A 24,422-nucleotide genomic window follows, 5' to 3' on the forward strand; every position below is an offset into this window, starting at 1 on the left:
CTTACTCTCTTCCCCCACGTCTGCGTTGACCAGCAGCGTAAGTTCGCCACCAGACGTGAGCGGACGGCAAAAGTACCCACCAAGAGGGCGGCACGAGTGGCCAGAATGATCGGCAGGATTACCCACAAGCGGCCAGAAAGACCCTGATGATCGCCACTCGCGACCGCCTGCCGGCCCTGGGCGAGCAGCCCGGTGAAATCGTCCTGCAGTCCCCGCCGATGCTGCCGAAGGGCTCCTCCGGCGGAGCCATGCAGTTGCTGATGTTCATGCCGATGATGCTGGGCATGGGAGCCATGTCGTTCGTCTACATCGGACGCGACGGTGGCGTGATGACGTACATCTTCGGCGCGTTGTTCCTCACCGCGATGGTGGGCATGGTCGTGATGTCGCTCGGCCGCGGCGGCGCGGCGAAGAAGGCGCAGATCAACGAGGAACGCCGTGACTACCAGCGGTATCTGACCGGTTTGCGCGGCCAGGTCCGGGACATCGCGGACAACCAGCGAGCGGCGATGGCGGCGCTGCAACCCGACCCGGCGGATCTGTGGGCCTACGTCGAGACGGGCAGGCTGTGGGATCGCCGACGGTCCGACGCCCAGTTCGGGCAGGTGCGGATCGGAACAGGGCCGCAGCGGCTGGCGACACCGTTGAAGGCACCGCAGACCGTCCCGCTGGAAGACCTCGATCCGGTGTGTTCGACGAACCTCAAGCACTTCATCCGCACCTACTCGACGGTCGACGGGCTCCCGGTCGCGGTCTCGCTGCGGTCGTTCGCGCAGGTCGTCCTGTCCGGCCGCCGCCCGGACACGCTCGGGACCGCGCGGGCGCTGCTGACCCAGCTGGCGACGTTCCACTCGCCCGGCGATCTGCGGATCGCGTTGTGTGTCAAGGACGACCGGCTGCACGACTGGGAATGGGCGAAGTGGCTGCCGCACGTCGCCTCCACCGCCGCCGACGCCGCCGGTCCGCGGCGGCTCGTCGACGCCGGCTCCGGGAAGCTCGCCGACCTGCTCGGCCCCGACCTCGGCGACCGGCCCGCGTTCACCCGGCGGCCGGACGCCCGGCTGGACCTGCCCCAGATCGTCGTGATCGTGGACGGCGGGCACACCCACGGCGACACGCGGCTCGTCGCCGAGGAGGGCAGGCTCGGTGTCACCGTGATCGAGATCGGCGCGGAGCAGCCGCGGTCGGTCTCGTCGGAACGGCTGCTGAGCCTGCACATGAGCCCGGAGCAGCTCGGGATGGTCGTCGGTGACGGTACGGAGCAACGGCTCGGTTTCCTCGGCAAGCCGGACACCTTGGACCGCGGCGCCGCCGAAGCGCTGTCCCGGATGCTGACGCCGCTGTTCCAGGGCACGGCGGTGGTCAGCGAGGCGCCGATGTCGGCGACGTTCGGACTGGCCGGGCTGCTCGGCATCGGCGATCCGCGCGACACCGACACCGAAGTCACCTGGGCGCCGCGGTCCGCGCGGGACCGGCTGCGCATCCCGCTGGGCGTGAACCCCGAAGGCAGGCCGGTCGAACTCGACCTGAAGGAATCGGCCGAAGGCGGGATGGGGCCACACGGGCTGGTCATCGGCGCGACCGGATCCGGCAAGAGCGAGCTGCTGCGGACGCTGGTCACCGCGCTCGCCGTGACGCATTCGTCGGAGAAGCTGAACCTCGCGCTGATCGACTTCAAGGGTGGCGCGACGTTCGCCGGGATGACCGGGCTGCCGCACACCTGCGCCGTCATCACCAACCTTTCCGACGATCTCGCGCTGGTCGACCGCATGGCGGACGCGCTGAACGGCGAACTGCTGCGGCGTCAGGAACTCCTGCACGCGGCCGGGAACTACGCGTCCGTGCGGGACTACGAGAAGGCCAGGGAATCGGGCGCCAACCTGCGGCCGTTGCCGTCCTTGCTGGTGATCATCGACGAATTCAGCGAGCTGCTGTCCTCGCGGCCGGAGTTCATCGACCTGTTCGTCGCGATCGGGCGGCTGGGGCGGAGTCTCGGGATCCACCTGCTGCTGGCCTCGCAGCGGCTGGAGGAGGGACGGCTGCGCGGGCTGGATTCGCACCTGTCCTACCGGATCGGCCTGCGGACGTTCTCCGCGTCGGAGAGCCGCGCGGTGCTCGGTGTCGCCGACGCCTACCAGCTGCCGCCCGTGCCGGGTTCGGCGTATCTGAAGTCCGACAACGACACCCTCATCCGGCTCAAGGCCGCGTACGTCTCGGGGGAACTGCCGCCGCGCAGCAAGATCGTGCGCAAGGACGGGCAGAGTCTCGGGCTGATGCCGTTCACGCTGGCACCGGTCGAGATCCCGGTGACCGTCGAGGCCGAGGCGCCGGTCGAAAAGGGCACCGGCGAGACCATCATCGGCGCGATGATCTCGCGGATCGAAGGCAAAGGCCCGGAAGCGCACCAGATCTGGCTTCCGCCGCTGGCCGAACCGCCGACGCTGGACCAGCTGCTGCCTCCGCTCGGCGAAGACCCGGTGCGCGGCTTGTGTCCGCTGGGCTGGGGTGGCAACGGCAAGCTGATGATCCCGGTCGCCCTGGTGGACAAGCCCTTCGAACAGCGGCGCGACATGCTGTGGGCCGATTTCTCCGGTGCCGCCGGGCACGCGCTGATCGTCGGGGCGCCACAGAGCGGCAAGAGCACGCTGATGCGCGACATCGCCGCGATGCTCGCGCTCACCCACACGCCGGAAGAGGTCCAGCTGTTCGTGCTGGACATGGGCGGTGGCGCGCTGGCGCCGATCGCCGGGCTGCCCCACGTGTCCGGCTACGCGACCCGGCGCGACGCCCAGCGCTGCCGCCGGGTGGTGGCGGAACTGACGACCCTGCTCGAACAGCGCGAGGAGTTCTTCTCCGCCAACGGGATCGAGTCGATCACGGCGTTCCGCCAGCGGCGTTCGGAGTTCCGGGAGAGCACGGAAGGCCGCGAGTTCGGCGACGTCTTCCTGTTCGTGGACAACTGGACCACGATCCGCCAGGAATACGAACAGCTGGAGGAACAGATCACCAGCCTGGCCTCGCGCGGGCTCGGTTTCGGCATCCACGTCGTCGTCTCGATCAACCAGTGGATGGGCATGCGGGCGACGCTGCGCGACGCCATCGGCACCAAGTTCGAACTGCGGCTCGGTGAACCGGCGGACTCGCTCATCGACCGCAAGATCGCGCAGAACGTCCCGGCGGACCGGCCGGGCCGAGGGCTGACCGCCGACAAGCTGCACTTCCTCGCGGCGCTCCCGCGTATCGACTCGGACCAGCGCCCGGACACCGTCGGCGCCGGTGGCCTGGACCTGAACCGCCGGATTTCCGCCGCCTGGAAGGGGAATCCCGCGCCCGCCGTCCGCCTGCTGCCCGCCGAAGTGCCGCTGGACTCGCTGGAAGCCGGTCCGCGCAAGCAGGTCACGCTCGGTATCGCGGAATCGAATCTGCGGCCGGTGCACCTCGACTTCGCCACCGAACCGCATTTCCTGGCCTTCGGTGACGTGGAATCCGGCAAGAGCTCGCTCCTTCGCGCCATCGCGCAAGGCATCGTGTCGAAGTATTCGGCGGAAGAAGCCGCGATCGTCGTCGCCGACTATCGGCGGGGGATGCTGGGCGCGGTGCCGGATTCGCATCTGCTCGGCTACGCGGGTTCCGAAACCGTGCTGACCGGGCTGATCGACCAATGCCGGCAGGCCATGCGGAACCGGCTCCCCGGCGCGGACGTCACGCCGGACCAGCTGCGGAACCGGTCGTGGTGGCGAGGGCCGGAGCTGTTCGTGCTCGTCGACGACTACGAAATGGTCGCGACCGTCGGCCGGAACCCGTTGCAGCCGCTGCTGGAATTCCTGCCACAGGCGCGGGACATCGGGCTCCACCTCGTCATCGCGCGCGGGAGCGGCGGTGCCGGGCGTTCCCTGTTCGAACCTGTGCTGCAACGGATCCGGGAGCTGGGCTCCCCTGGCCTCGTGATGTCCGGGTCGCGGGACGAAGGGGCATTGCTCGGGGACGTGAAGCCCGGGCCTCAGCCCGCGGGACGGGGCGTGCTGGTGTCGCGGCGGCATGGGACCGGGCTCGTTCAGGTTGCCTGGACGAAGCCTGTGGAGGACTGATCTCGGGGCATGGCACTGGATCTGTCCGCTGTTCAGGCCGCCGTGGCGGCACAGGCCGAGCGCGTCACGCCGGGCATCGAGGACATGAGCGCGTACCTGGCGAGCCAAGTGAAGGAACGTTCCCACCGTGAGGTGCTGGGGCCGCTGCGGCCGGCGTCCGGCACCAGCGGAGTGATCCTTCACCGCGGAGAGCGCGTCGTCGCCTGGGGCGACCCGGATACGCCGGAAATGGCTTTCAGCGTCACGAAAAGCGTCGTGTCGATCGTCGCCGGGGTCGCGTTCGACCGGGGCCTGCTCCCCGACCCGCACCGGCCCGTGGCGGACACTCTCGACCTGCCGGAGCTGGCCGGGACCTCGGTCACCTGGCATCACCTGTTGCAGCAGATCAGCGAATGGGACGGGTACCTCTGGGGCAAACCGTCCTGGCTGGACGGCCCTCGCCGGGACGGCACGCCGGGCTCGGCCTGGGAGTACAACGACGTTCGGGTCAACCTCCTTTGCCTGGCCCTCACCCACCTTTTCGGCCGGGCACTGCCTTCGGTGCTGGACGAACACGTCCTCGGCCCGCTCGGCGCGTCCGGCACGTGGTCCTGGCACGGCTACCGCAACTCGCTGACCACCATCGACGGCGAGACCGTCCCGGTGGTCAGCGGTGGCGCCCACTGGGGAGGCGGGCTCTGGATCTCCGCCGCCGACCTCTCCCTGCTCGGGCTGCTCTTTCTCCACAACGGGCTGCTCAGCAAGAGCTGGATCGAGCGCAGTTGGACGCCCTGTCCCCGGAACCCCGACTATGGCTATCTCTGGTGGCTCAACGGGTTCCCGTCCGCGCCGCCGACCGGCCGGTTCGCGCGTGGCAGCGCGGATCAGCACTTGTTGTGGATCGATCCCGATCGTGATCTCGTCATCGTTTCCCGGTGGGGGCAGGGTGTCGAGGAACTCGTTCGTGCTGTTTCGGACGCCGTTCCGGTCGTGAGGTGACCCCCTTTGGCTTTCTGCTTTTATCGAGGAACCGGAGATGCGCAGTTCAGCATTGGACGCTCGCAGCAAAGGAGGACAGTGCAGCACCCAAACCGGGACGTGCCGACCTGAAATAGCTCCCCTTCGAACAGCCGATAATGCGCCAGGAATCTTTGGTGAACCCACTCCCACTATCGACCCTGTCGCGCCACATTTCCTTATCCTCCAAGGAAATCTCAGGCAGTTGACTGCAATCCGCCGAGCCAGTGGCGATCGAACTCCTGTTCGAGTATGATCTTGGTCATGACCACATCTCTTGCTTTTAATCCGAAAGCCGCTCGTTTTCTGGATGCCGCTTACGACGAGGAGGTTGTGCTTCGTCGGGCGCAGGGGCGGCAGGTGCGTTCGATAGCGGGGTTCGCCGGGGTGGGCGGGTCGCGAAGATCGGTGACCGAGGAGGTCGCGTTGGCGTTCTCGGTCTCCCGTAATCAGGCGTATCTGCTGGTCGAAACCTCGTGTGCGCTGGTGACCCGGTTGCCGAATACGTTGGCGGCGCTGGAGGACGGTGACATCGATCTGTACAAGGCGTCGAAAGTGTCCCAGCTGACCCGCGAGGTGTCCGATGATGTCGCCGCGCGGGTGGACGCCTGGATGGCGAAGCGTCTCGCCGGCCGTGATCCCACCGCGATCCGGAAATCGGTGGATCGCGCGGTGCAGAAGTTCGATCCCGGCGGTTACCGGGAACGCGCCGCGGCCAAACGCGCGTTACGGCATGTGTCGCTGGAGCATGAGGACGAGACCATGTCGAAGCTGTCGGGCTGGCTCCCCGCCGAGGTGGCCAGTTCGATTTACGCGTCCCTGAGCCACGCGGCCACGACACGGCGCAGGACCGACACATCCCGCACCCTCGACCAGCACCGGGCGGATATTTTCGCCGAACGGCTGCTGGCCGAGGACGGGCACGGCACACCACGCGCGCATGTCCATGTCTATGTCGACTTGCTGGTACACCCTGACCGGCGCCCGGGAAGATCCCGCGACCCTCGCCGGCTACGGCCCCATTCCCGGCTGGCTCGTGCGAGAGATCGCCGCCGACCCCGGCTCGACGTGGTCGCGGCTGATCACCGATCCCGTCACCGGGCAGCTTCTCGAAGCCAGTCCGGGCACCTACCGGTCCCCGGCCTCACTCGCCCGCCTGATCAAAGCCCGGGATCGGGAATGCACCCACCCCGGCTGCCACCGCCCGGCGGAGTTCTCCGAGATCGACCACATCACCACCTGGGCCAGCAATGGGAACACCGATCACCACAACTGCCACGCCGCCTGCAAGATCCACAACCTCCTCAAAGAAGAACCCGGCTGGGCCGCGGAACCCACCGGCAACGGCGGCATGACCATCACCACCCCCACCGGCCACACCTACCACGCAACACCCGAACCACTCCACGACCCACGCCCCCAACCAGAAGACGACACCCCACCCTTCTGAGGGCCGTGTGCGGGGTATCGACCACGCCTTTCGCGACTACGCCAGCAGGATTAAGGCCGCCCACTCCCCGGGCAGAGCGAGAAAGGCGACATGCCCCCTTCCGGCGACTGACAACTCACGAGTCCGAATCACCCACGCAGCATTCACTTGGCTGTGCAGGCCTCCCTGTCGTCCCTGCCTACCCTGTGGGTACTGCAGGAGCCCTTCGCCACTCGCCGATCTGATTCCTGGTGATACCGGGACGACCATGACACCAGTGCCCCGGTCCGAAGTCCGGACTCGCCCGACATCCCCGTACCAAGGCACGATGGACACATCGAGGAATCGCGATTCCATCGGCAGCCCGACGTTCACAAAGGGCGGCTCGGCATACCGCGCAACGATGCGAAACGTGTTCACCTGAGCTGAGGCAGCCGCATATCCTCAATGCGAAGCTGCCCTAGGCGTGCCTACACGGTAAGGGTGTTTCCGCAGCGGAGAGGGAGGCTGCCCGTTCGAGCCGGGCCAGGTCCAAAGGGGTCCCTGCGTTCGCGTAAGGCCCCCTATCTCCTTCGCGAGCAAGGTAAACTCGCCATGTCCTGACTCGCGATGCACGCTCATCCCCGCCGGACCCGCGCTTCGATCATGGCCGGTTCGTTCAGTCGTCACGGTGGCGTGCCACGAGGTCGATCAAGTCTTGGTGTGTCGCCGGATCAGCGGCCACGACCAATCCTTGGATGCCGGTGTGGACCGCTTGCCCGGCAAGGTTGGTCACCACACAGCCGGCGGCTTGGCATAACGCGATACCGCTGGTGAAGTGCACGCTGTCCCGCAAGTGCCCATCGGTGACGTAGGCGGCCCGCCGTCCGGCCGCGACCCAGGCCAACGCCAGCGTCGTGGACAAGACGCGGGGACGGAAGCGTCCGGTAAAGGCGTCGTCCGACAGCATCCGGACCGCGCGGAAGGAGGCCGCGTTGGGGAACGGCGGGTCGAGATTGACGTCCACGAGTCCATCGCCCGCCGCGGGCGTCAGAGGCTCGTCGCGGCCGTCGCGGCGCAGGACGGCTCCACCGTCCCCTGCCCAGAACACCTCGCCGGACAAGGGATCCGCCGACACCGCCACGGTCACGTCGTTCCCGACACGCAGGGCGATGTTCACCGCCACCAGTGGGGTATGCGCCGCGTAGTTCAACGTCCCACACAACGGGTCGACCAGCCAGGTCCGGGCCCCGTCCCCCTCGTCCGCGCCGTACTCTTCACCGAGGATCACATCGCGCGGACACGCTTTCCGCAAACTCCTCCGGATCACGCCCTCCGCGGCGAGATCCACCCCGGTGGCGAAATCTCCGCCGCCCTTCCCTAATCGCTCGACCGCGCCACCGTAAGCACGCCGGATCACCTCACACGCGGCGTTTACAGCCCGGAGCGCCACCTCCACGTCAGAGCCGGCCCTCATCGTCGTGACCACAGGGCACCACCCGTCTCCAGCCCACCCAGCGAACTCATTCCACCCGTGCGGCGATCTCCCGCGCGCAGGCCAAGGCTTCGTTCACCCCCGTGTCCACTTCGAGGTCGTAAACCACACCTCGATGCACGATTTCGGCCTGCGCCTCCGCCATCCCCGCGACCCTGTCCCCACGCGCCATCTCCCTCCCGGCGGCCACGACGCCGTCGCACCGGACCCCGACCCACAGCACCTCGAGTCCGTCCAGTGCGGCACGCCACCGCTGCTGCGACGCGGCCCCACCGAGGAACGCGTCGTCGATGATGACCCGGGCCCCGGCCCGGACCATCGCCGCGACACCGGCCATCCACGCGTTCTCGAGCCGCCGGAAACCGGAGCCGACACTCACTCCACCGTCCGCCGCGAAGTCGATCCCGTCGTCCACAGTGGACGGCATGGCGTCGATCAAGGTGTCCACGCCGAGGGTGAGCCAGGGTTCCGGCAACACCGCTTGCAGGCACCTGGCGATCCCCGACTTACCCGAACTGGAGCCGCCGTTGAGCACGATAACTGTCGTCACGCGAACACCCTAGACGCCGGCAGGCAAGCCACAGCCAGCGAACCGGATACAACGGACGTCCACGGCAAAGGGCAGCATCCATCCCATTCCGGAATTCGCACAGGACGGACCAATCGTCTACCGACTTCGGCAGGTTACCAAAACTCTTACCGCCACCTAACTCGGTGAAACCGTTTCAACTCGATACTGAATCCCCGACGCAGGCCGAAGGGCGTATTCATGCGTATGTCCAAAATCATCGCAGCGGTGGCCGGTGCCGCCGCGGCGCTGCCCCTTGCCGCCACCCCCGCCGCGAACGCGGGCCAGGACATCATCGGCGGCGGCACCGTGAGTTCCGCACCGTGGGGCGCCCAGATCTACTGGGACGACGCCACCGCGTTCGGCGGTTTCAACTGCTCCGGCACGATCATCGCCCCGCAGTGGGTCCTCACCGCGAAGCACTGCCTCAACGAACCAGGCATGCACGTCAAGGTCGGCAAGGTCAACCTGAACCAGGGCACCGAGGCCGACGTCGACCAGCAGAAGGCCGCCCCGAGCGGCGACATCGCCCTCCTGCACCTCACGACCGCGGTCAGCACGACGTACATGAAGCTCGGCACCGCGAACCCGGCCAACGGCACCACCAACCAGATCTACGGCTGGGGCCGCACGCAGGGCGACAACCCGCCTTCGAGCGTCCTGAAGACGGCCGACGTCCGCATCACCGGCATCAGCAGTGACGCGTACGGCGGCCAGGCCATCGCCAGCGTCGGCGTCAACGGTTCGGCCTGGCACGGCGACTCGGGCGGCCCGCAGCTTGCGAACGGCGTCCAGGTCGGTGTCTGCTCGACCGGCGGCAACTCCGGCACGAACCCGCAGGGCACCCAGAACTACGCCAGCGTCGCGGCGAGCCGCGACTGGATCCGCGACACCGCGGGAGTCTGAGCCGAAAGGGAAAAGGGACCGTTCACCCCGAACGGTCCCTTTTCGCCTAGGCTCACGTCAAGTGATGCATCGGCCGCGAAGCCCGAAGCGAAAGTGCCGAACCGGCGGCCACGACGGCGATGATTCCCGCACCCGCGACCAGCGTCCAGAAATCAGGGTGCACGATGGACTGTCCTCGCTGAGCCTGCCAGGTGAGCAGCACGAGCACCCCCGCGAAGCCCGCCGAAGCGGTCCGCACCAGATTCCGCCGCACGAATTCCGATTCGAGCACCGGATACCGCCGGGCGAGCTTGAGCAGCCCGAAGGCGACCAGTGGCAGCACCTGGATCGCATGGATGCCGAAGAAGTGCGGGATCCGCATGTCCCCGCCCACGGTGCTCCATCCCAGCACCGGCAATCCCGGGCCGCCGTCGGGTACACCGACCGCGTGGGCGCCGAGGATCGACGGCCGTTCGCCGGCGCGGAACTGGGCCATTTGCTGCTCGTTCGGCCCGAACATCAGCAACGCGACCCCGATTCCGGCGACCGACAATGCGGCACCCGCGCGTAACGCGGAGTTCATCGCCCGGTCGGGAAGACGTTGGAACAGCAGGAGAAGCGCGATGGCCGCCGTCGCTCCCCAGCCGGTGAAGGCGCCGTTCGCGACCATGTTGTTGATCCACTGGTCGGCGGGTGTCTCCCGGTTGAAGTGGAGTGTCCGGCCGCGGATGGCGATCTGCCAGAACAGCAACGCCATGTCCAGGCCGAGCCCGGCGGCGAACACCGTCCCGAGCCACCAGCCGAGCCGCTTACCCCGGGTCAGCTGCCCGATCAGCCAGGCCAGCGTCACCGCGTAGAGTCCCACGGAAATCGTGAACTTGAGCGGTTTGAGCCAAATGGGCGCGTTGACGAGGCTGCGGTCGTCGAAAACGAGACCGCCGAGCGCGATGACCCCGAGTACCGCCATCGCCGCCGCCAAGATCATCAACGGTCGATGCAGAACAACCCTGGATCCCCTGTCCACCATGGGATCGAGCGTGCCGGGAAGCTCCGATCCGGACACTGGAGCGCTCCCCCTGATCGGAGGTGGGGAAGGCCCTACCACCGACCTGTGGGTAATAGTGCCGTCAGTGCGACCGGCAGTTGTGCCGTTTGACCGCACTCACCTCTTTTCTAGCGTGTCCTTCACAAGAGCAGACAGGGCGTCCCCTGGTGCTCACCGGGATTTCCAGCGAGATGAGAGGAGGTGGCCCATCAATGACCGGTACGGGATATCAGGCAGACGCAGCTGCGATGGCGCGCGCCGTCCAGGGGTTCGAGGAGACCGCGTCGAACGCCAAGACCACGATGGCCAGCTTGGAGAGCGAGCTGACCCAGACCCTGCACAACTACAAGGGTGACCAGGCGATCGCGTTCTGGGACCTGCAGCGTCGTCTGCAGGAGAAGATGACCATCGCCGTGAACGAGCTCAACACGATGTCGCGCCTCGTGCACGAGAGCAACCGGAACTACAACTCGGGTGACGAGCAGGTCCGGGAAAGCCTCACCGGGGTCAGCGGAGTCGTCGACCAGACCGTGATCCACCGGCTGAACCCCTGATCCGCGAGAGGACCACCAATCATGGCTGACGTCGTCGAAATCAACTTCGCCGCGCTGCAGCACAGCTCGGCCTCGCTGGCCGCCAAGGCCAAGGCGCTCACGTCCCAGCTCGAACAGCTGCACACGAACCTGCAGCCGATCACCCAGACCTGGTACGCCTCCGGCAGCTCCGCCGGTGAGGCCGCCCGTGCGTCTGAAACCCGCCTGCGCCAGGCCACCGCGGACATCGTGGCGATCATCGCGCAGTTCGGTGGCAAGGTCGGCGACGCCCACGATCTCCAGCACAGCCTGGAGAACCGTAACCAGGGCCTGTTCGCCGGCTGATCCCCATCCGTCGGCCGGCCGGTGCTTTCACCCCCCTCGGCACCGGCCGGCCGGCTTTGCGCGTAGTCGTCCCCCTTGTCGGCGTGGCCGTTCACGAGAGAGCCGGGATCAATGCAAGACCAGTCGTACTACGTCCATCTGGAATCACTGAAGGACTTCGTGCGGGAACTGGAGACCCAGATCCACGCGATGTCCAAGCCGAACGACTTCCTGCTGACCCTCGGCGAGCAGCCGCTGCTGTTCGGCGAGTTCGGGGAGGCGGGCTCACTCAACAAGGCGCACCAGGCGGCCGTCGCCGAGATGCAGGGCCTGCTGGACCAGGTCAAGGGCGCGATCACCTTCGCGCAGGACGTCACGACGACCGTCGCCGACGGCTACGCGGCGGCGGACGATTCGGTGGCGGGCGACATCAACCACGCGAGCCAGCAGACCGGGCTGCTCGATCCGTTGCTCAACGTCCTCGGGGGCGTGCTGGGCGGTAACAGCGGCTCGAACGGCGGGGGGAACAAGGGATGACCGAGACCGCGCACACGAACTTCGCCGCGTACTCACACCAGCAGCTCTACGCGATGCTGCAGGCGGGCGACCCCAACACGGCGCGTCACGCGGCCCACAAATGGCAGTCCACCGGCACCGGGCTGTTCGAACAGGCCGAGAACCTGACCGGCGAGCTGAAGGACTTCTCCGGCAACTGGACCGGTGGCGCCGCCGACAAGTACCACACGATGATCAGCGACCTCGTCGGCGGAATCCGCAAGGTCGCCCAGACCGCGCACGCGATGAACAACCTCCTCGAGGACGCGGCGGACGCGCTGGTGAAGGCCAAGAAGGAGATGCCGCCGCCGGTCGCGGTGCCCGACGTCTCCCCCGCCGACCTCGCGCTGGCCGTCAATCCTCCGCTCCTGCCCCCGGATTCGTCGCCGTCGACGATCATCAGCGCCGCCCAGCAGCGGCAGCAGGCCATCGCGAACGTCGAGGCGCAGCAGCAGGCCGCGGGCGCGGCCAGCGCGGCGCACAGCAAGGCGATCGTGGTGATGACCCAGCTCGCGGGTGAGTACTCCTCCGTGGAGGAGTCCATTCCGGCCTCGCCGAACGCCGTCACCCCGCCGCCGGTCGCCGGTGGCGGCACCGCCCCGGGTGGCTCGGTCGGCAACAACATCGGCGGAACGCCCGGCGTCGGGCTGGTTCCCGGCGACAACACACACCCGCTGCCCTCGGACGGCTCCACGCCGCCCACCACCGGGCAGCCGGGCCAGGTCCCCAAGTCGAACCCGCTGTTCGGCGACATGTTCACCGCCGGTCTCGCCGCGGCCTCGGCCGCCGCGTTCGGCCGGTTCGGCTCGATCATGCCGCGGGTGCCCCCGTGGGCCGGCGGCAAGAACGACGGCAAGGACAAGAACGGCGAACCCGCGGGCGGAGGCGCCGGTGCGGCGGGCGCGACCGCGGGCGGCGCCGGCGGCGGCATCCCGATCGGCGGTGGCGGAGCGCCGTCGCTGGACGGCGGCGCGATCGGCGCGGGCGGCGGCGGAGTCTCCGGCCCCGGTGAGGTCCCGGCCGCGTTCTCCGGCCTGGCAGGCGACGGCGGCTCGGGCAGCGCGATGAGCGGCCTGGCGGGCGGAGCGGCCGGTGCCGCGGGCGCGGCGGCGGCCAAGGGCGCGATGCCGATGATGCCCATGATGCCGATGGGCATGGGCGCGGGCGGCGACATGGGTTCCGGACGGCGTATCCCGCCGTGGCTCGTGGAGACCGAGAACGTCTGGGGTCAGTCGTCCCCGGTCGCTCCCGCCGTGCTCGGCGAAGAACCCGAACAGTACTGATTTTTCCCGAACAGGAGAGGCGGCTCGGTGATGGCATCCAGTGCGGGCGGTTACCGAGTCGCCCCCGCCAGGCTCGAAGCGGCGGCGGCCGAACTCGAACAGCGCGCCGGTGTGCTCAAGACCGCGCAGACCGCGCTGGCGGGTGAGAACGTCCCGGCCACCGCGTTCGGCCAGGTTTCGGCTTCCAGCGCGGCTTCGGCGACGTACACCAAGACGATCAAGGACGTCGCCAGCAAACTCGACGGCCAGATCACCAAGGCGACGGTGATCCACCAAGGCCTCACCTCAGCGGGTGGCGGCTACCGGCGCACCGACGTCCAGATCGCCGCCGCGTACCGGTCGCTGATGCCGGAGAACCCGTTGCCCAAGGCCGGGAATCCGTCCGGCGTCGGCGGCGCGGCCGACACCGGCTCGTGGGCCACCGCGATCGCCGAAAACCGCACGAAGGTCACCGACGCGCTGACCGCCGAACGCGAACGGCTCGCGAATCTCCTCGCACACGGCGGAAAAGCCGACGACATCGCGAGCGCGCGCACCCGGATCGCGCTGTACGAGGACATCCTCGCCAACGACCGGCAGATCCTGCGGTTCGACCCGTCTGGCAACGGGCGCATCGTCGAACTGGTCGGCCGCATCGAGCCGGGCACGCGCAACGTCGGGTTGTTCGTCCCCGGCGTCAACACCTCGTTCGACAACTTCCAGAGCTACGCCGACCTCGGCAAGAGCCTGGTCGCCGCGGACGCCACCGGACGGACCGCGATGGTGGTCTGGGCCGACGGAGTCTTCCCCCAGAACGTCATCACCGAAGGGCCGGCCGCGCACTACGCGCAGACGATGGCGCCCGATCTCAAGGCGTTCGGCGACGAACTGCGCGGCCAGATCGACAGCCACGCCGGACCGGGCGTCGTGGTCACCGCCGTCGGGCACAGCTACGGCGGCGCGACCGTGGGGCTCGCCGAGCAGCTCGGGCTCAGGGCCGACCAGGTGCTGCACGTCGAGTCCGCGGGCATGGGACACGGGATCTGGGGCCCGGACGACCTCCCGGCCAGCCAGGCCGGTGTGCAGCGGTACTCCATGACGGCCCCCTTCGACCCGATCGTGGTGGCACAGGGCAACGCGGGGCTCTTCGAATGGCTCGGCGCCGGGCACGGAGCGGACCCCGACCGCTTCCCCGGCGTCGTCGAACTGGAAACCGGCCGCGACGCGAACGGCGATCTGCAGTGGGGCTTCGAGTCCCACAGCGGTGTGCTCAAGCCGGGTTCCGATTCGTGGAACAACATCTACGGTGTGATCACGGGCGGCGCGGTCACGCACGAGGGCTTCACCGGTGGCTCGCTGCGCGAGATGGTCATCGAAGGCGTCGGACGAGGCTTGTGAGGGGTTCACCATGATCACCAGGAACACCGAGCTCGACCCGCTGGCCGAGGACCTGACCGCGGTCATCGACGGTGTCGCGGGCACCTTCGGCTCCAGCGCGGAGCGCACCGTGGACGGCGAGCTGGACTGCGACCCGACCCAGCCGGGCCGGTTGCTCTGCTGGCAGTACGGCCTCCGGGTGGACGACGCGACCGACGCGATCCGCAAACTCGTCGACGTCGTCCTGCCCCTGCTGGAAAGCCAGGGCTGGCGGACGCGCGACCGCAGCAACCCGCGTGAGCTGATCGCGCAGTTCAGCCGGGACGGCGCCGACTTCAACGTGCACGTCTCCCGTGCCGGCGACGGCGTGGCCATCGTGGGCTCGACGGCCTGCGTATCCGTCCCCTAAACCCCAGGGGGTCGCGAAAAGACCTCGTGAGTGGCGGCGGTGTCCCCCAGTACACCGCTGCCGCTCACGAGGCGCGGAATCGCGAAGGCTTCCAACCCCGGCGTTTGCCCCGCCGGACCGCGGCCACCACCACGCCCGCCGCGATGGCCGCGGCCACCCCGGAGATGGCGAGCACACCGGAAACCTTGTCCGCGTTGGCCCGCGCGGGCGCGGCGGCGGGGACGACGAAGGTTTCCGGGCCGGTACTCGGCGGCCCTCCAGGTCCGGGTGTGCCGGCCGGGATCGAGGCGGAAACGGCGGCGTAGGCGTCGATCGCGCCCCAGCCCCGCCGGGGATCGTGCCCGCCGCTCGGGCCGCGGTGCGCGGTCAGCGTCAGCCGCGTGACGACCTGCTCCGGCGACAGCCCCGGGTGATACGCGCGCACGAGCGCGGCGACACCCGCGACATGCGCGGCGGCCAGGCTCGGGTCGCTCACCGGCCACCGGTGCGCCACCGTCCCACCCGCGCCCGCGGACGTGCTGACCAGTTCGGCGCCGGGTGCGGAGATCCCCACGTAGGAACCGGCTTCCGTCTGCACCGCCTCACCGGCCTGGTTGGTCGATCCCACGGCGAGCACGCCGGGTGTCGCGGTCGGGTAGGAAGTCTGGCCCTGTTGCGACCCCGCGGCGGGCGAGACGATCAGCGCGCCCTTCTCCCTGGCACGCGATACGGCACCGGCCAGCGCGGGGCTGTCGGAAGCGGCCGGGACGGCGATCAGAATGATCCCGGCGCCGCGGTTCAGCGCGGTTTCGATGGCGGACGCGAGCTGCCCGGGGTCACCGCCGCCGTTCACCTGGGTGTAGCGGATCGGCAGGATCTTGGCGCCGGGCGCGATACCGGTGAACGTGGTGGACGGATCCGGTTGCGCGCCGACGATCCCGGCGGCGATGGTGCCCCGGCCGTCGCAGTCGTCGGCCTGGGTGCCCTGGCCGCCGAGGAGCTGACCGGGCGCGAACTGCCCGTTGCCGCCGTCGACCCCGGTGCCGATCACCGCGACCAGCTGGCCGGTGCCGCGGGACAGCGGCCAGATCCGCACGGGATCGATCAGCCGCTGTCCCCACGGGACCGCCGCGGTGTAGGTGCCCGTCGGGTTCGCGCATTGTTCGGCGACCGCCGTCGACGGGACTCCGATGCCGAGCGATGCCATGAAAGCCACGCATCCCGCGACGGCACTTTTACCGGCAAAGCCCACCATTCCTCCAGAATTCCCTTGTCACACAAGGGAATTCTAGTGCCGGAGGTCAGCGGAGGTCCATCCCGAGGTCCAGCGCGGGCGAGGAATGCGTGAGCGCTCCGACGGCGAGGAAATCCACACCGGACTCCGCGTACGCCCGCGCGACGTCCAGCCGCAGGCCGCCCGAGGATTCCAGCCTCGTCTTCGGCGAAACCTCGTCTCGCCGGTCGACGGCTTTCGCGCATTCGTCGGGGGTGAAGTTGTCCAGCAGCACCTCGTCGGCGCCCGCGGCGAGCGCCTCCTCCAGCTGGGCCAGGTCGTCGACCTCGACCTCGCAGTGCAGTTCCGGCGCGTGCTCGCGCGCGGCCGTCAGCGCGGCGGTCACCGAACCGGCGGCGACCACGTGGTTGTCCTTGATCAGCACCGCGTCGCCGAGCCCGAGCCGGTGGTTCACCCCGCCACCGGCCCGCACGGCGTACTTCTCCAGCAACCGCAGCCCGGGCAGCGTCTTACGGGAATCCCTGACCCGGCAACCGGTCCCGTCCACTGCGGCCACCCAGGCGGCGGTCGCGGTGGCGATACCGGACAGGTGACAGAGCAGGTTCAGCGCCGTGCGTTCGGCGGTGAGCAGGCCGCGCACCGGGCCGCGGAGCACCAGCGCGGGTTCGCCGGCGGTCAGCCGGTCGCCGTCGTCGCGAGCGGCCAGGATCTCCAGGCCCGAGCCGAGCACGACGTCGAACACCGCCAGCGCCACCGGGATCCCGGCGACCACACCGGCCGTCCTCGGCGTGAGCTCGGCCAGCGCGCGGGCGGATTCGGGCACGGTGGCGTTCGTCGTCGCGTCGGGCCCGTACCGCAGATCCTCGGCCAGCGCCGTCGTGACGACACGGTGCACATCGGCGACGTCGAGACCGTGATCGGCCAGCGCCTTGGTGACCCACGGGGAGAATTCGCTCATGCCACACCCTCCAAAGCGATCGGATCGGCCAGTACCGGCTGCCCCGACGGGCTGAGCCGGATGAGCTGGCCGCGTTGCCAGACGTTGTCGTCGCGTTCGGGGAAATCGGTCCGCACATGGCAGCCGCGGGACTCCGTCCGGCGCGCCGCCGCCGCGACCAGTGCCTCCGCCACCAAGGTGAGCGCCGCGTCCTCCACGAGCTGCGGAGTCCACAAAGGACTTTCGATGACCGAGAGATCCAGCACCGAACCCACGACCGAAAGACCTTCCGCGTCCCGGCCGATGGCGGCGTACCGGCTCATCGCCCGCTGCAACGCGTCACGATCGGCCACCGCGACCTTCGCCGGAGGCATGAGCACGCCGCGGCGCGGGTCGGCCAGCAAGCCGGCGGCGAGATCGATGGCGACCGCTTCCGCCACCCGCTGCCCGACGACCAGTCCTTCGAGCAAACTGTTGGAGGCCAGCCGATTCGCGCCGTGCAGACCGGTCCTGGCGACCTCGCCCGCCGCGTAGAGACCGCGGACGCCGGAGCGTCCGTCCACAGTGGTCACGACACCACCGCAGGCGAAATGCGCCGCGGGCGTGACCGGGATCGGCTCCTTCGCCGGGTCCAATCCGATCGCCGCGCACGCCGCGTGCACGGTCGGGAACCGCTTGGCGAACCCGGAGATCCCAGTCGCGTCAAGGAAAACGTGGTCGTCGATACCGCCGGGTGCCTGCACCATCCGGCGCGTGATCGCCGCCGACACGACGTCCCGTGGCGCGAGATCGCCGAGCGGATGGACTCCCCGCATCACCGAAGCGCCCGTCGCGTCGTGCAACGTCGCGCCCTCGCCCCGCACCGCCTCGGTGACCAGCGGGAGACGGCCGCGCGCGCCGGGCGTGAACAGGACCGTCGGGTGGAACTGGACGAACTCGACGTCCGCGACCTGCGCCCCCGCGCGCAACGCGAGCGCCAGCCCGTCCCCCGTGGCGATCTCCGGATTCGACGTCGCCTGGTAGAGCTGCCCCAGCCCGCCGCTGGCCAGCAGCACCGCCGGCGCCCGGACTGCCCCGGGCACGCCGTTGCGGTCCAGGACGGTCACGCCGGCGACCTCGCCCGCGGACGTGCGGATCGCATCGACGGCGATGTGGTGCTCCAGTACCGGGATCCGCCGGTCACCGGCCGTCGCGACCAGCGTCCGCTCGACCTCCGCGCCGGTCGCGTCGCCACCGGCGTGGATGACGCGGAACGCGCTGTGCCCGCCTTCCCGCGTCCGGGCGAGCTCGGGCCGTCCTTCGGCCGCCGGGTCGAAACGAGCGCCCTCGGCGCGCAGCCTGGCCACCGCGGCGGGGCCACCGGCGATGATCGACCGCACGGCGTCCTCGTCGCAGAGCCCGGCACCGGCGGTGAGCGTGTCCGCGGCGTGCTTGCCGACCGAGTCGCCTCGCTCGTGCTCGTTCTCCAGCACGACCGCGACCCCGCCCTGCGCCCAGCGGGTGTTCCCGTCGGAGACCGCGGCCTTGGTGACCACCAGGACGTGCAGGCCGAGCTCCTGTGCGCGCAGCGCCGCGGTCAGCCCGGCCACGCCGCTGCCGATCACCACGAGATCGGCGGCGGCCTCCCAGACCGGGTGGGTTTTCGCTTGAAGAGCGGTAACCGAGTCGGTCATTCTCCGCCGCCAGGCTGCCCGATCTCGATCATGCGCTGCACGGAAGCGCGGGCACGGGCGGCGGTCTCGGCGTCGACGTGGACCTCGTCGGCTCCCTCGCGCAGCGACCGCAGCAGGGCCGCCGGCGTGATCATCTTCATGTACCGGCAGGAGGCCCGGTCGTTCACCGCGCGGAAGTCGATCTCCGGCGCGGCCTTCCGCAGCTGGTGGATCATCCCGATCTCGGTGGCCACGAGCACCGACTTCGCCTTGGTGTCGCGGGCGGCGTGGACCATGTCGCCGGTCGAGAGGATCTTGACCCGCTCGGGTGCGACGGCGCCCTCGCCGGCGAGGTACAGCGCCGAGGTCGCGCAGCCGCATTCCGGGTGGATGAACAGGTCGGCGTCCGGGTTCTCCGAGGCACGCTCGGCCAGTTCGGCGCCGTTGATCCCGGCGTGCACGTGGCACTCCCCGGCCCAGATGTGCATGTTCTCCCGGCCGGTCACGCGTTTGACGTGCGCACCGAGGAACTGGTCCGGCAGAAAGAGAACCTCCTGGTCAGCGGGGATGGAGGCGACCACGTCGACGGCGTTCGACGAGGTGCAGCAGATGTCGGTCTCCGCCTTGACCTCGGCCGTGGTGTTCACGTACGACACGACGACCGCGCCCGGGTGCTCGGCCTTCCAAGCACGCAGCTGGTCGCCGGTGATCGAGTCCGCGAGGGAGCAGCCCGCCCGCGCGTCCGGGATCAGGACCGTCTTCTCCGGCGCCAGGATCTTCGCCGTCTCGGCCATGAAGTGCACGCCACAGAAGACGATGGTGGACGCGTCGCTGCTCGCCGCGATGCGGCTGAGCGCGAGGGAGTCGCCGGTGAAGTCGGCGATGTCCTGGATCTCGGGGACCTGGTAGTTGTGCGCGAGCAGGACGGCGTCACGCTTGCGAGCGAGACTCCGCACCTCCTCCGCCCAAGCAGCGTCGGCGACAACTCCGCCGTACGGGGTCAGGTCGTTCTGCAGGGTGCTCGTCATCGTTCTGGCCCTCCTGGACCGATCTCCGGTTTTCGCCTTACAATCGAAAACCGTGCGAAGTCATCTTAACACCCAGACCCCCCTCGCCCACGAGGTTTTGGGAGCGGTCCTGCAAGTGCGCTCCGACACACTCCGGGTCCTGCTGTGGCGGCGCGCGCTCGATCCGCATCTGGGCCGCTGGTCCCTTCCCGGCGGCAGGCTTCGCCCGGATGAAGACGTCGAGGCGTCCATCCGGCGGCAGCTCGCGGAGAAGGTCGACGTACGCCAGTTGAAGCATGTGGAGCAACTGGCGGTCTTCAGCGCGCCGGACCGGGTGCCGGGACCCCGCGTGGTCGCGACGGCGTTCCTCGGCCTCGTACCGTCCGATGTGGACCCCGAGGTCCCCGAAGACACCGAGTGGCACGACGTTTCCGAGCTGCCGCGGACGGCGTTCGACCACGAGTCCATCGTGCTGCGCGCGCGGGACCGGCTGCGCTCGAAGCTCTGCTACACGAATCTCGGGTTCGCGCTCGCCCCGGAAGAGTTCACCGTATCGGCGTTGCGGGGCCTGTATTCGGCTGCGCTGGGTTACCGGGTGTCCGCGACGAACCTGCAGCGGGTGCTGTCCCGGCGCGGGCTGCTCGTCCCCACCGGGCACACCGCCCCACCCGGGCGCAGCGGCGGACGTCCGGCGGCACTCTTCTCCTTCGCGGGCAAGGGGATGCAGATCACCGACCCGTTCGCGGTCTTCCGCCCGCCCACCGGGAAGTGACCGTCCTGCGAAGTCCTCCCGGTCCCCGTACCTTGAACGGGTGACCGAGCCGAGCGAGGAGTCCACCGGGAAGGCGATCTTGCCGCTGTTCCCGCTACAGACCGTGCTGCTGCCCGGAACACACCTTCCGTTGCACATCTTCGAACCGCGGTACCGGCAGCTGATGGCCGACCTCGTCGGCGAGGTCGTCCCGGACCGCGAGTTCGGGGTCGTCGCCCTGCGTTCGGCGATGGTCAGGGAGGTCAGCGGGCCGGAGCACGTCCACGAGTTCGGCTGCAGCACGGTGCTGCGCGAGGCGAAACGGCTGCCGGACGGCAGATTCGACGTCGTCACCACCGCGCGGCGCCGGTTCCGCCTGCTCGAGATCGACCGTGTTTCCGCGCCGTACCTGATCGGCTCGGTCGAGTGGGTGCCCGACGACAAGGTCGCCACGGTGCACGGCGACACCGTGACCAGGCTCGCCGACGTCGCGAAGGCCGCGCACCGGCGCTACTGCGAATCCGCCTGGGACGCCGACGACTGGACGACGCCGCCCGACGACGGTGACATCGCGGCACTCGCGTACCGGCTCACCGCGGACTGCCTGCTCCCGCTGGAGGACCGGCAGCGTCTGCTGGAGGAGACCAACCCGCTGCGGCGGCTGCGGATCGCGTGCCGGCTGCTGACGCGGGAGGCCGGGTTCCTCAGCACGCTCGGCGCGGTCCCGATGCCGCCAGGGGAACTCGGCGAGTTCACGCGCCCCTCGAACCTGAACTGAGCGGACCTCGTGAGTGGTAAGGACGGTTCTAACCATCCTTACCACTCACGAGACCCACTACTTACCGGACTCCGGCCCCTTCTCGGACCCGAACTTGCTCCACACCTTGCCCGCCGCCCCGGACACCGCCTCGCCGACGTCGCTGAAAACCTTGGTCAACGGGTCGGCCGAGCTGTTCCAGGAGTCCTTGTACGACTTCGCGGCCGACTTCAGGTCGTCGGTCCAGTTGGACGAGGGCGCGTCCTCGTCGCGGCGCGGGTACTCGCCGGCCAGGATCCCCCGGTACTCCTCCGACGCGGCCCACTTCTGCAGTTGCGCGGCGCGCACGACGGCCAGCGGATGCGACATCGTCTCGACGTAGCGCAGCTTCAGGTAGCTGTCCCGGATGTCCTCGACCGACTCGTATTCCGCCGCCTGCTGCAGGAAGGCCGGGATGTCGATCTTCGACGGGTCGATCCCGCCCGCGACCAGGATCTGCGAGCGCAGCGCCGCCGTCGGGTCCTGGGAGCACAGCAGCCCGGCGCGGTCGCAGGACAGTTCGGCCTTGCGATACCACTCGCGCAGCGCCGCGATGACGACGCGGATGCCGATCGCGCTCACCGGCGTCCACGACATCGACATCTGCAGGCCGATCAGCCGGATCATGATCGTGCGGTACACCGCGTGCCCGGAAAGCACATGCCCCATCTCATGCCCGATCACGAACCGCAGCGACGCGAGGTCCATCGCCTCGACGGCCGCGGTGTTGAGCACGATGAACGGCTCGTCCATGCCGATCGTCTGCGCGTTGACCTCGGGGCTGCGGGCGACGAACAGGTTCGGCACGCGGTCGAGGTCGAGCGTTTCGGCGCATTCGTTGCGCAGCTTGTCCAGTTCCGGATACTGCTTCGGGCCGACCCTGATCGCGGACGCGAGCGCCATCAGCCGCTCCCCGCGTTCGGCGTAGAAGCCCGAAACCGCCTTCACGACCTGAGCGAACCCGGGAACGGCGCGCAGCGTGGCCAGTGCGCCGCGGTCGACGGGGTGTTCGTAGGCGCGCGGGCTGATACCCGGGAAGCGGACGGCGTTGTGCCGGGAAACCTCGATGTCGTCGGTCAAGAAAGCCCCCTAGAGAAGTTGCCGCCCACCCTAGAGGAAATTCGTCAGCCGAGGCGGCGGCCCAGGTCTTCCCGTCCGTTCCACGCGGTCAGCAACGTGTACGCCAGCGTGGTCATCAACGGCGCGGCGAGCATGATCCACGGGGATTCGATCTGCGGCGCCTTCGCGATGACGTCGCCGACGGCGGGCGCCGCGGCGATCTCGTAACGGCAGTTGGCGAACGCGACGCCCATCGTCGTCCCCAGCCAGCCCGCGAGGGTCGCGCCGCCGGTCGCGGCGATCAGCACGACCGGGCCGCGGCGCTCCCGAAGAAGCCAGGTCACGATGCCGATCAGCAGCCCGGCGCCGAGCGCGAGGAAACCGTAGACGGCCAGGTCGTCGAAGCGGTGCCAGCTTTCCAGTTCCAGCGGGGCGAGGGTGCCGCGGTCGTTGATCACGCGCATCCGCTGGGGCGGCGCGAGCCTCGACCACAGCCAGGCCAGCGGGAAGCCGAGCAGCCCCGCCGTGGACAGGACGCTGACCGCCGGCAGCAGATCGGCCTTGACGACGACCTTGGGGTACGGACGGCGCGGCCTCGGCAGCACGGGCACCGACCAGGGGTCGGGCACGCTGGAAGACAGGTGCGCCGGTTTACCGGTCGTCTCGCCCAACCCCGGACTCCTCCCTCGTGCTGCTTGTGCAGAGCGTAACCAATGACGCCCCCAGCGCACGCGCCTCCACCGCGTTTCGTCCTCTGAATGCGGTGGTTGCACGCGCAACCACCGCATTCAGAGGACGAAATGGGCGAAGTCAGCCGGCGAGTTCGCCGTGACGGCTGCACCGGGCCGTCCAGCCGACCGGGGTGATCTGGACGACCATCCGCCGCGCGCAGTACGTGCAGTAGCGCGGCGGTTCGAGCGCCGTTCTCGGGTTGTGGCAGGCGGGATGTTCCGCGCCACCGTCGGACGGCTGTCCACAGTGGACGCAGAACGCCGGTCGGTCAGAGGACGTCACTGATGGCCTTCACCGGCATCTTCAGCTCGTCGAGCATCGCCAGGTCCGCCGTGGCCGGGCGGCCGAGGTTGGTCAGGTAGTTGCCGACGATGATCGCGTTGATGCCGCCGAGCATCCCCTGCTTGGTGCCCAGGTCGCCGAAGGTCAGCTCACGGCCGCCGGAGAAGCGGAGCAGCGGGCGGGGCATCGCCAGCCGGAACGCGGCCACGGTGCGCAGCGCGTCCTTGCCTTCGACGACCTCGTATCCCTCGTACGGCGTACCCGGCTGCGGGATGAGGAAGTTCATCGTGCACTCGTCCGGGTTCAGCTCGGCCAGCTGCGCGGCGAACTCTGCGCGCTGCTCGATGCTCTCCCCCATGCCGATGATGCCGCCGCAGCAGACCTCCATGCCCGCCTCGCGGATCATGCGCAGGGTCTCCCAGCGCTCTTCCCACGTATGCGTGGTGACGACGTTCGCGAAATGCGAGCGCGCGGTCTCCAGGTTGTGGTTGTAGCGGTGCACGCCCATCTCGACGAGCTCGTCGACCTGCTCCTGGGTGAGCATGCCGAGCGAGCAGGCGATCTGGATGTCGTTGCCGTCCTCGCGGATGGCCTTGATCCCCTCGCGGACCTGCGAGAGCAGCCGCTTGTCGGGGCCGCGGACGGCGGCGACGATGCAGAACTCGGTCGCGCCGGTCTCGGCGGTCTGGCGGGCGGCCTTGACCAGGCCGGGGATGTCCAGCCACGCCGACCGCACCGGCGTCGGGAAGCGGCCCGACTGCGAGCAGAAGTGGCAGTCCTCCGGGCAGCCGCCGGTCTTGAGGCTGATGATGCCCTCGACCTCGACCTCGGGGCCGCACCAGCGCATCCGGACCTCGTGGGCCAGGGCCAGCAGGTCGGTCAGGTGATCGTCGCCGAGCCGCAGGACCTCGAGGATCTGCTCTTCGCTGAGCCCGACACCACGCTCGAGGACCTGGTCACGCGCCACGGCGAGGATGTCGACGGTCTCCGGGGCAGTGGTCACGAGGCGGCTCCTGTTCGGGGTGGGGCGGTGAAGCAAAGGCACATC

22 protein-coding genes and 1 pseudogene are annotated in these 24,422 nt (G+C 69.2%); 12 read left to right on the forward strand and 11 right to left on the reverse strand.

The window, feature by feature from the left end; genetic code table 11:
* Window positions 1-146: 146 nt before the first annotated feature.
* The 3 genes and pseudogenes from eccCa to AC069H_RS31065 all read left to right on the forward strand — a co-directional run bounded on the left by eccCa (window position 147) and on the right by AC069H_RS31065 (window position 6,534).
* Window positions 147-4,088: a type VII secretion protein EccCa gene (gene eccCa / locus AC069H_RS31055; RefSeq protein ID WP_478234683.1), complete on the forward strand. Its 3,942-nt coding sequence runs from the start codon at window positions 147-149 to the stop codon at window positions 4,086-4,088.
* Between the two features lie 9 nt (window positions 4,089-4,097).
* Entirely contained in the window at window positions 4,098-5,066 is a 969-nt protein-coding gene (locus AC069H_RS31060) for a serine hydrolase domain-containing protein (RefSeq protein WP_478234684.1), read from the forward strand.
* Between the two features lie 426 nt (window positions 5,067-5,492).
* Window positions 5,493-6,534: pseudogene (locus AC069H_RS31065) on the forward strand (HNH endonuclease signature motif containing protein).
* Between the two features lie 637 nt (window positions 6,535-7,171).
* Here the strand turns inward: AC069H_RS31065 and AC069H_RS31070 are convergent.
* Together AC069H_RS31070 and cpt are read right to left on the reverse strand one after the other, a co-directional pair.
* Window positions 7,172-7,969, reverse strand: coding sequence for an inositol monophosphatase family protein (locus tag AC069H_RS31070; RefSeq protein ID WP_478234685.1), 798 nt, complete (start codon window positions 7,967-7,969; stop codon window positions 7,172-7,174).
* Window positions 7,970-8,015: 46 nt separating this feature from the next.
* The gene (cpt, locus tag AC069H_RS31075; RefSeq protein ID WP_478234686.1) at window positions 8,016-8,537 is read right to left on the reverse strand and encodes a chloramphenicol phosphotransferase CPT; all 522 of its coding nucleotides are present in this window, start codon (window positions 8,535-8,537) and stop codon (window positions 8,016-8,018) included.
* Between the two features lie 225 nt (window positions 8,538-8,762).
* On the opposite strand from cpt, the gene AC069H_RS31080 reads away from it, so the two are divergent.
* Window positions 8,763-9,461, forward strand: coding sequence for a S1 family peptidase (locus AC069H_RS31080; protein ID WP_478234737.1), 699 nt, complete (start codon window positions 8,763-8,765; stop codon window positions 9,459-9,461).
* Between the two features lie 52 nt (window positions 9,462-9,513).
* On the opposite strand, the gene AC069H_RS31085 is transcribed toward AC069H_RS31080, so the two are convergent.
* Window positions 9,514-10,467: a hypothetical protein gene (locus AC069H_RS31085; RefSeq protein ID WP_478234687.1), complete on the reverse strand. Its 954-nt coding sequence runs from the start codon at window positions 10,465-10,467 to the stop codon at window positions 9,514-9,516.
* A gap of 230 nt (window positions 10,468-10,697) precedes the next feature.
* On the opposite strand from AC069H_RS31085, the gene AC069H_RS31090 reads away from it, so the two are divergent.
* From AC069H_RS31090 to AC069H_RS31115, 6 genes are all read left to right on the forward strand, one after another.
* A complete protein-coding gene (locus AC069H_RS31090) occupies window positions 10,698-11,039 on the forward strand; it encodes a WXG100 family type VII secretion target (protein ID WP_125684394.1) in 342 nt (113 codons plus the stop codon).
* A 21-nt stretch (window positions 11,040-11,060) separates the two neighbouring features.
* Window positions 11,061-11,363, forward strand: coding sequence for a hypothetical protein (locus AC069H_RS31095; RefSeq protein WP_005155348.1), 303 nt, complete (start codon window positions 11,061-11,063; stop codon window positions 11,361-11,363).
* 111 nt (window positions 11,364-11,474) lie between these two features.
* Window positions 11,475-11,879 (forward strand): hypothetical protein, encoded by a 405-nt coding sequence (locus AC069H_RS31100; protein ID WP_478234688.1) that lies wholly within the window; start codon window positions 11,475-11,477, stop codon window positions 11,877-11,879.
* Window positions 11,876-13,180, forward strand: coding sequence for a WXG100 family type VII secretion target (locus tag AC069H_RS31105; protein WP_478234689.1), 1,305 nt, complete (start codon window positions 11,876-11,878; stop codon window positions 13,178-13,180). Before AC069H_RS31100 ends, AC069H_RS31105 begins: the two co-directional genes overlap by 4 nt.
* 30 nt (window positions 13,181-13,210) lie before the next feature.
* A complete protein-coding gene (locus AC069H_RS31110; protein WP_478234738.1) occupies window positions 13,211-14,557 on the forward strand; it encodes an alpha/beta hydrolase in 1,347 nt (448 codons plus the stop codon).
* A 10-nt stretch (window positions 14,558-14,567) separates the two neighbouring features.
* Entirely contained in the window at window positions 14,568-14,945 is a 378-nt protein-coding gene (locus AC069H_RS31115) for a hypothetical protein (RefSeq protein ID WP_340687519.1), read from the forward strand.
* A gap of 64 nt (window positions 14,946-15,009) precedes the next feature.
* On the opposite strand, the gene AC069H_RS31120 is transcribed toward AC069H_RS31115, so the two are convergent.
* From AC069H_RS31120 to nadA, 4 genes are read right to left on the reverse strand one after another with little or no spacing between them, the layout of a single operon-like run.
* Complete coding sequence (locus AC069H_RS31120; protein ID WP_478234690.1) at window positions 15,010-16,179, reverse strand: S8 family serine peptidase; 1,170 nt, start codon at window positions 16,177-16,179, stop codon at window positions 15,010-15,012.
* A gap of 46 nt (window positions 16,180-16,225) precedes the next feature.
* The gene (gene nadC, locus AC069H_RS31125; protein ID WP_478234691.1) at window positions 16,226-17,116 is read right to left on the reverse strand and encodes a carboxylating nicotinate-nucleotide diphosphorylase; all 891 of its coding nucleotides are present in this window, start codon (window positions 17,114-17,116) and stop codon (window positions 16,226-16,228) included.
* Window positions 17,113-18,768 (reverse strand): L-aspartate oxidase, encoded by a 1,656-nt coding sequence (locus AC069H_RS31130; RefSeq protein ID WP_478234692.1) that lies wholly within the window; start codon window positions 18,766-18,768, stop codon window positions 17,113-17,115. The genes nadC and AC069H_RS31130 overlap by 4 nt, the downstream gene beginning before the upstream one ends.
* Complete coding sequence (nadA, locus tag AC069H_RS31135) at window positions 18,765-19,775, reverse strand: quinolinate synthase NadA (protein WP_037344779.1); 1,011 nt, start codon at window positions 19,773-19,775, stop codon at window positions 18,765-18,767. The genes AC069H_RS31130 and nadA overlap by 4 nt, the downstream gene beginning before the upstream one ends.
* A 115-nt stretch (window positions 19,776-19,890) precedes the next feature.
* Here nadA and AC069H_RS31140 point away from each other — a divergent pair, with 115 nt between their 5' ends.
* Both AC069H_RS31140 and AC069H_RS31145 read left to right on the forward strand, forming a co-directional pair.
* The gene (locus AC069H_RS31140) at window positions 19,891-20,526 is read left to right on the forward strand and encodes an NUDIX hydrolase (protein WP_478234693.1); all 636 of its coding nucleotides are present in this window, start codon (window positions 19,891-19,893) and stop codon (window positions 20,524-20,526) included.
* A 40-nt stretch (window positions 20,527-20,566) separates the two neighbouring features.
* Window positions 20,567-21,283 (forward strand): LON peptidase substrate-binding domain-containing protein, encoded by a 717-nt coding sequence (locus AC069H_RS31145; protein ID WP_478234694.1) that lies wholly within the window; start codon window positions 20,567-20,569, stop codon window positions 21,281-21,283.
* A 57-nt stretch (window positions 21,284-21,340) separates the two neighbouring features.
* Here AC069H_RS31145 and AC069H_RS31150 read toward each other — a convergent pair whose 3' ends face one another.
* From AC069H_RS31150 to bioB, 4 genes are all read right to left on the reverse strand, one after another.
* Window positions 21,341-22,381, reverse strand: coding sequence for a M48 family metallopeptidase (locus AC069H_RS31150; protein ID WP_219150237.1), 1,041 nt, complete (start codon window positions 22,379-22,381; stop codon window positions 21,341-21,343).
* Between the two features lie 44 nt (window positions 22,382-22,425).
* Window positions 22,426-23,031 (reverse strand): DUF2567 domain-containing protein, encoded by a 606-nt coding sequence (locus AC069H_RS31155; RefSeq protein WP_478234695.1) that lies wholly within the window; start codon window positions 23,029-23,031, stop codon window positions 22,426-22,428.
* 139 nt (window positions 23,032-23,170) lie between these two features.
* Complete coding sequence (bsaP, locus tag AC069H_RS31160) at window positions 23,171-23,374, reverse strand: biotin synthase auxiliary protein BsaP (RefSeq protein ID WP_125684417.1); 204 nt, start codon at window positions 23,372-23,374, stop codon at window positions 23,171-23,173.
* Window positions 23,361-24,377 carry a biotin synthase BioB gene (gene bioB / locus AC069H_RS31165; protein ID WP_400562928.1) on the reverse strand — a complete coding sequence of 339 codons (1,017 nt, stop codon included), beginning with the start codon at window positions 24,375-24,377 and terminating at the stop codon, window positions 23,361-23,363. The genes bsaP and bioB overlap by 14 nt, the downstream gene beginning before the upstream one ends.
* Between the last annotated feature and the right edge of the window lie 45 nt (window positions 24,378-24,422).

The sequence above is a fragment of the Amycolatopsis sp. NPDC043887 genome, from assembly GCF_056435665.1.

Bases quoted from the DNA above. Each gene is read 5' to 3' on its own strand.
- eccCa (WP_478234683.1), top strand. From the start codon at position 147: ATGATCGCCACTCGCGACCGCCTGCCGGCCCTGGGCGAGCAGCCCGGT.
- AC069H_RS31060 (WP_478234684.1), top strand. From the start codon at position 4,098: ATGGCACTGGATCTGTCCGCTGTTCAGGCCGCCGTGGCGGCACAGGCC.
- AC069H_RS31070 (WP_478234685.1), bottom strand. From the start codon at position 7,969: ATGAGGGCCGGCTCTGACGTGGAGGTGGCGCTCCGGGCTGTAAACGCC.
- AC069H_RS31080 (WP_478234737.1), top strand. From the start codon at position 8,763: ATGTCCAAAATCATCGCAGCGGTGGCCGGTGCCGCCGCGGCGCTGCCC.
- AC069H_RS31085 (WP_478234687.1), bottom strand. From the start codon at position 10,467: ATGGTGGACAGGGGATCCAGGGTTGTTCTGCATCGACCGTTGATGATC.
- AC069H_RS31090 (WP_125684394.1), top strand. From the start codon at position 10,698: ATGACCGGTACGGGATATCAGGCAGACGCAGCTGCGATGGCGCGCGCC.
- AC069H_RS31095 (WP_005155348.1), top strand. From the start codon at position 11,061: ATGGCTGACGTCGTCGAAATCAACTTCGCCGCGCTGCAGCACAGCTCG.
- AC069H_RS31100 (WP_478234688.1), top strand. From the start codon at position 11,475: ATGCAAGACCAGTCGTACTACGTCCATCTGGAATCACTGAAGGACTTC.
- AC069H_RS31105 (WP_478234689.1), top strand. From the start codon at position 11,876: ATGACCGAGACCGCGCACACGAACTTCGCCGCGTACTCACACCAGCAG.
- AC069H_RS31110 (WP_478234738.1), top strand. From the start codon at position 13,211: ATGGCATCCAGTGCGGGCGGTTACCGAGTCGCCCCCGCCAGGCTCGAA.
- AC069H_RS31115 (WP_340687519.1), top strand. From the start codon at position 14,568: ATGATCACCAGGAACACCGAGCTCGACCCGCTGGCCGAGGACCTGACC.
- AC069H_RS31120 (WP_478234690.1), bottom strand. From the start codon at position 16,179: ATGGTGGGCTTTGCCGGTAAAAGTGCCGTCGCGGGATGCGTGGCTTTC.
- nadC (WP_478234691.1), bottom strand. From the start codon at position 17,116: ATGAGCGAATTCTCCCCGTGGGTCACCAAGGCGCTGGCCGATCACGGT.
- AC069H_RS31130 (WP_478234692.1), bottom strand. From the start codon at position 18,768: ATGACCGACTCGGTTACCGCTCTTCAAGCGAAAACCCACCCGGTCTGG.
- nadA (WP_037344779.1), bottom strand. From the start codon at position 19,775: ATGACGAGCACCCTGCAGAACGACCTGACCCCGTACGGCGGAGTTGTC.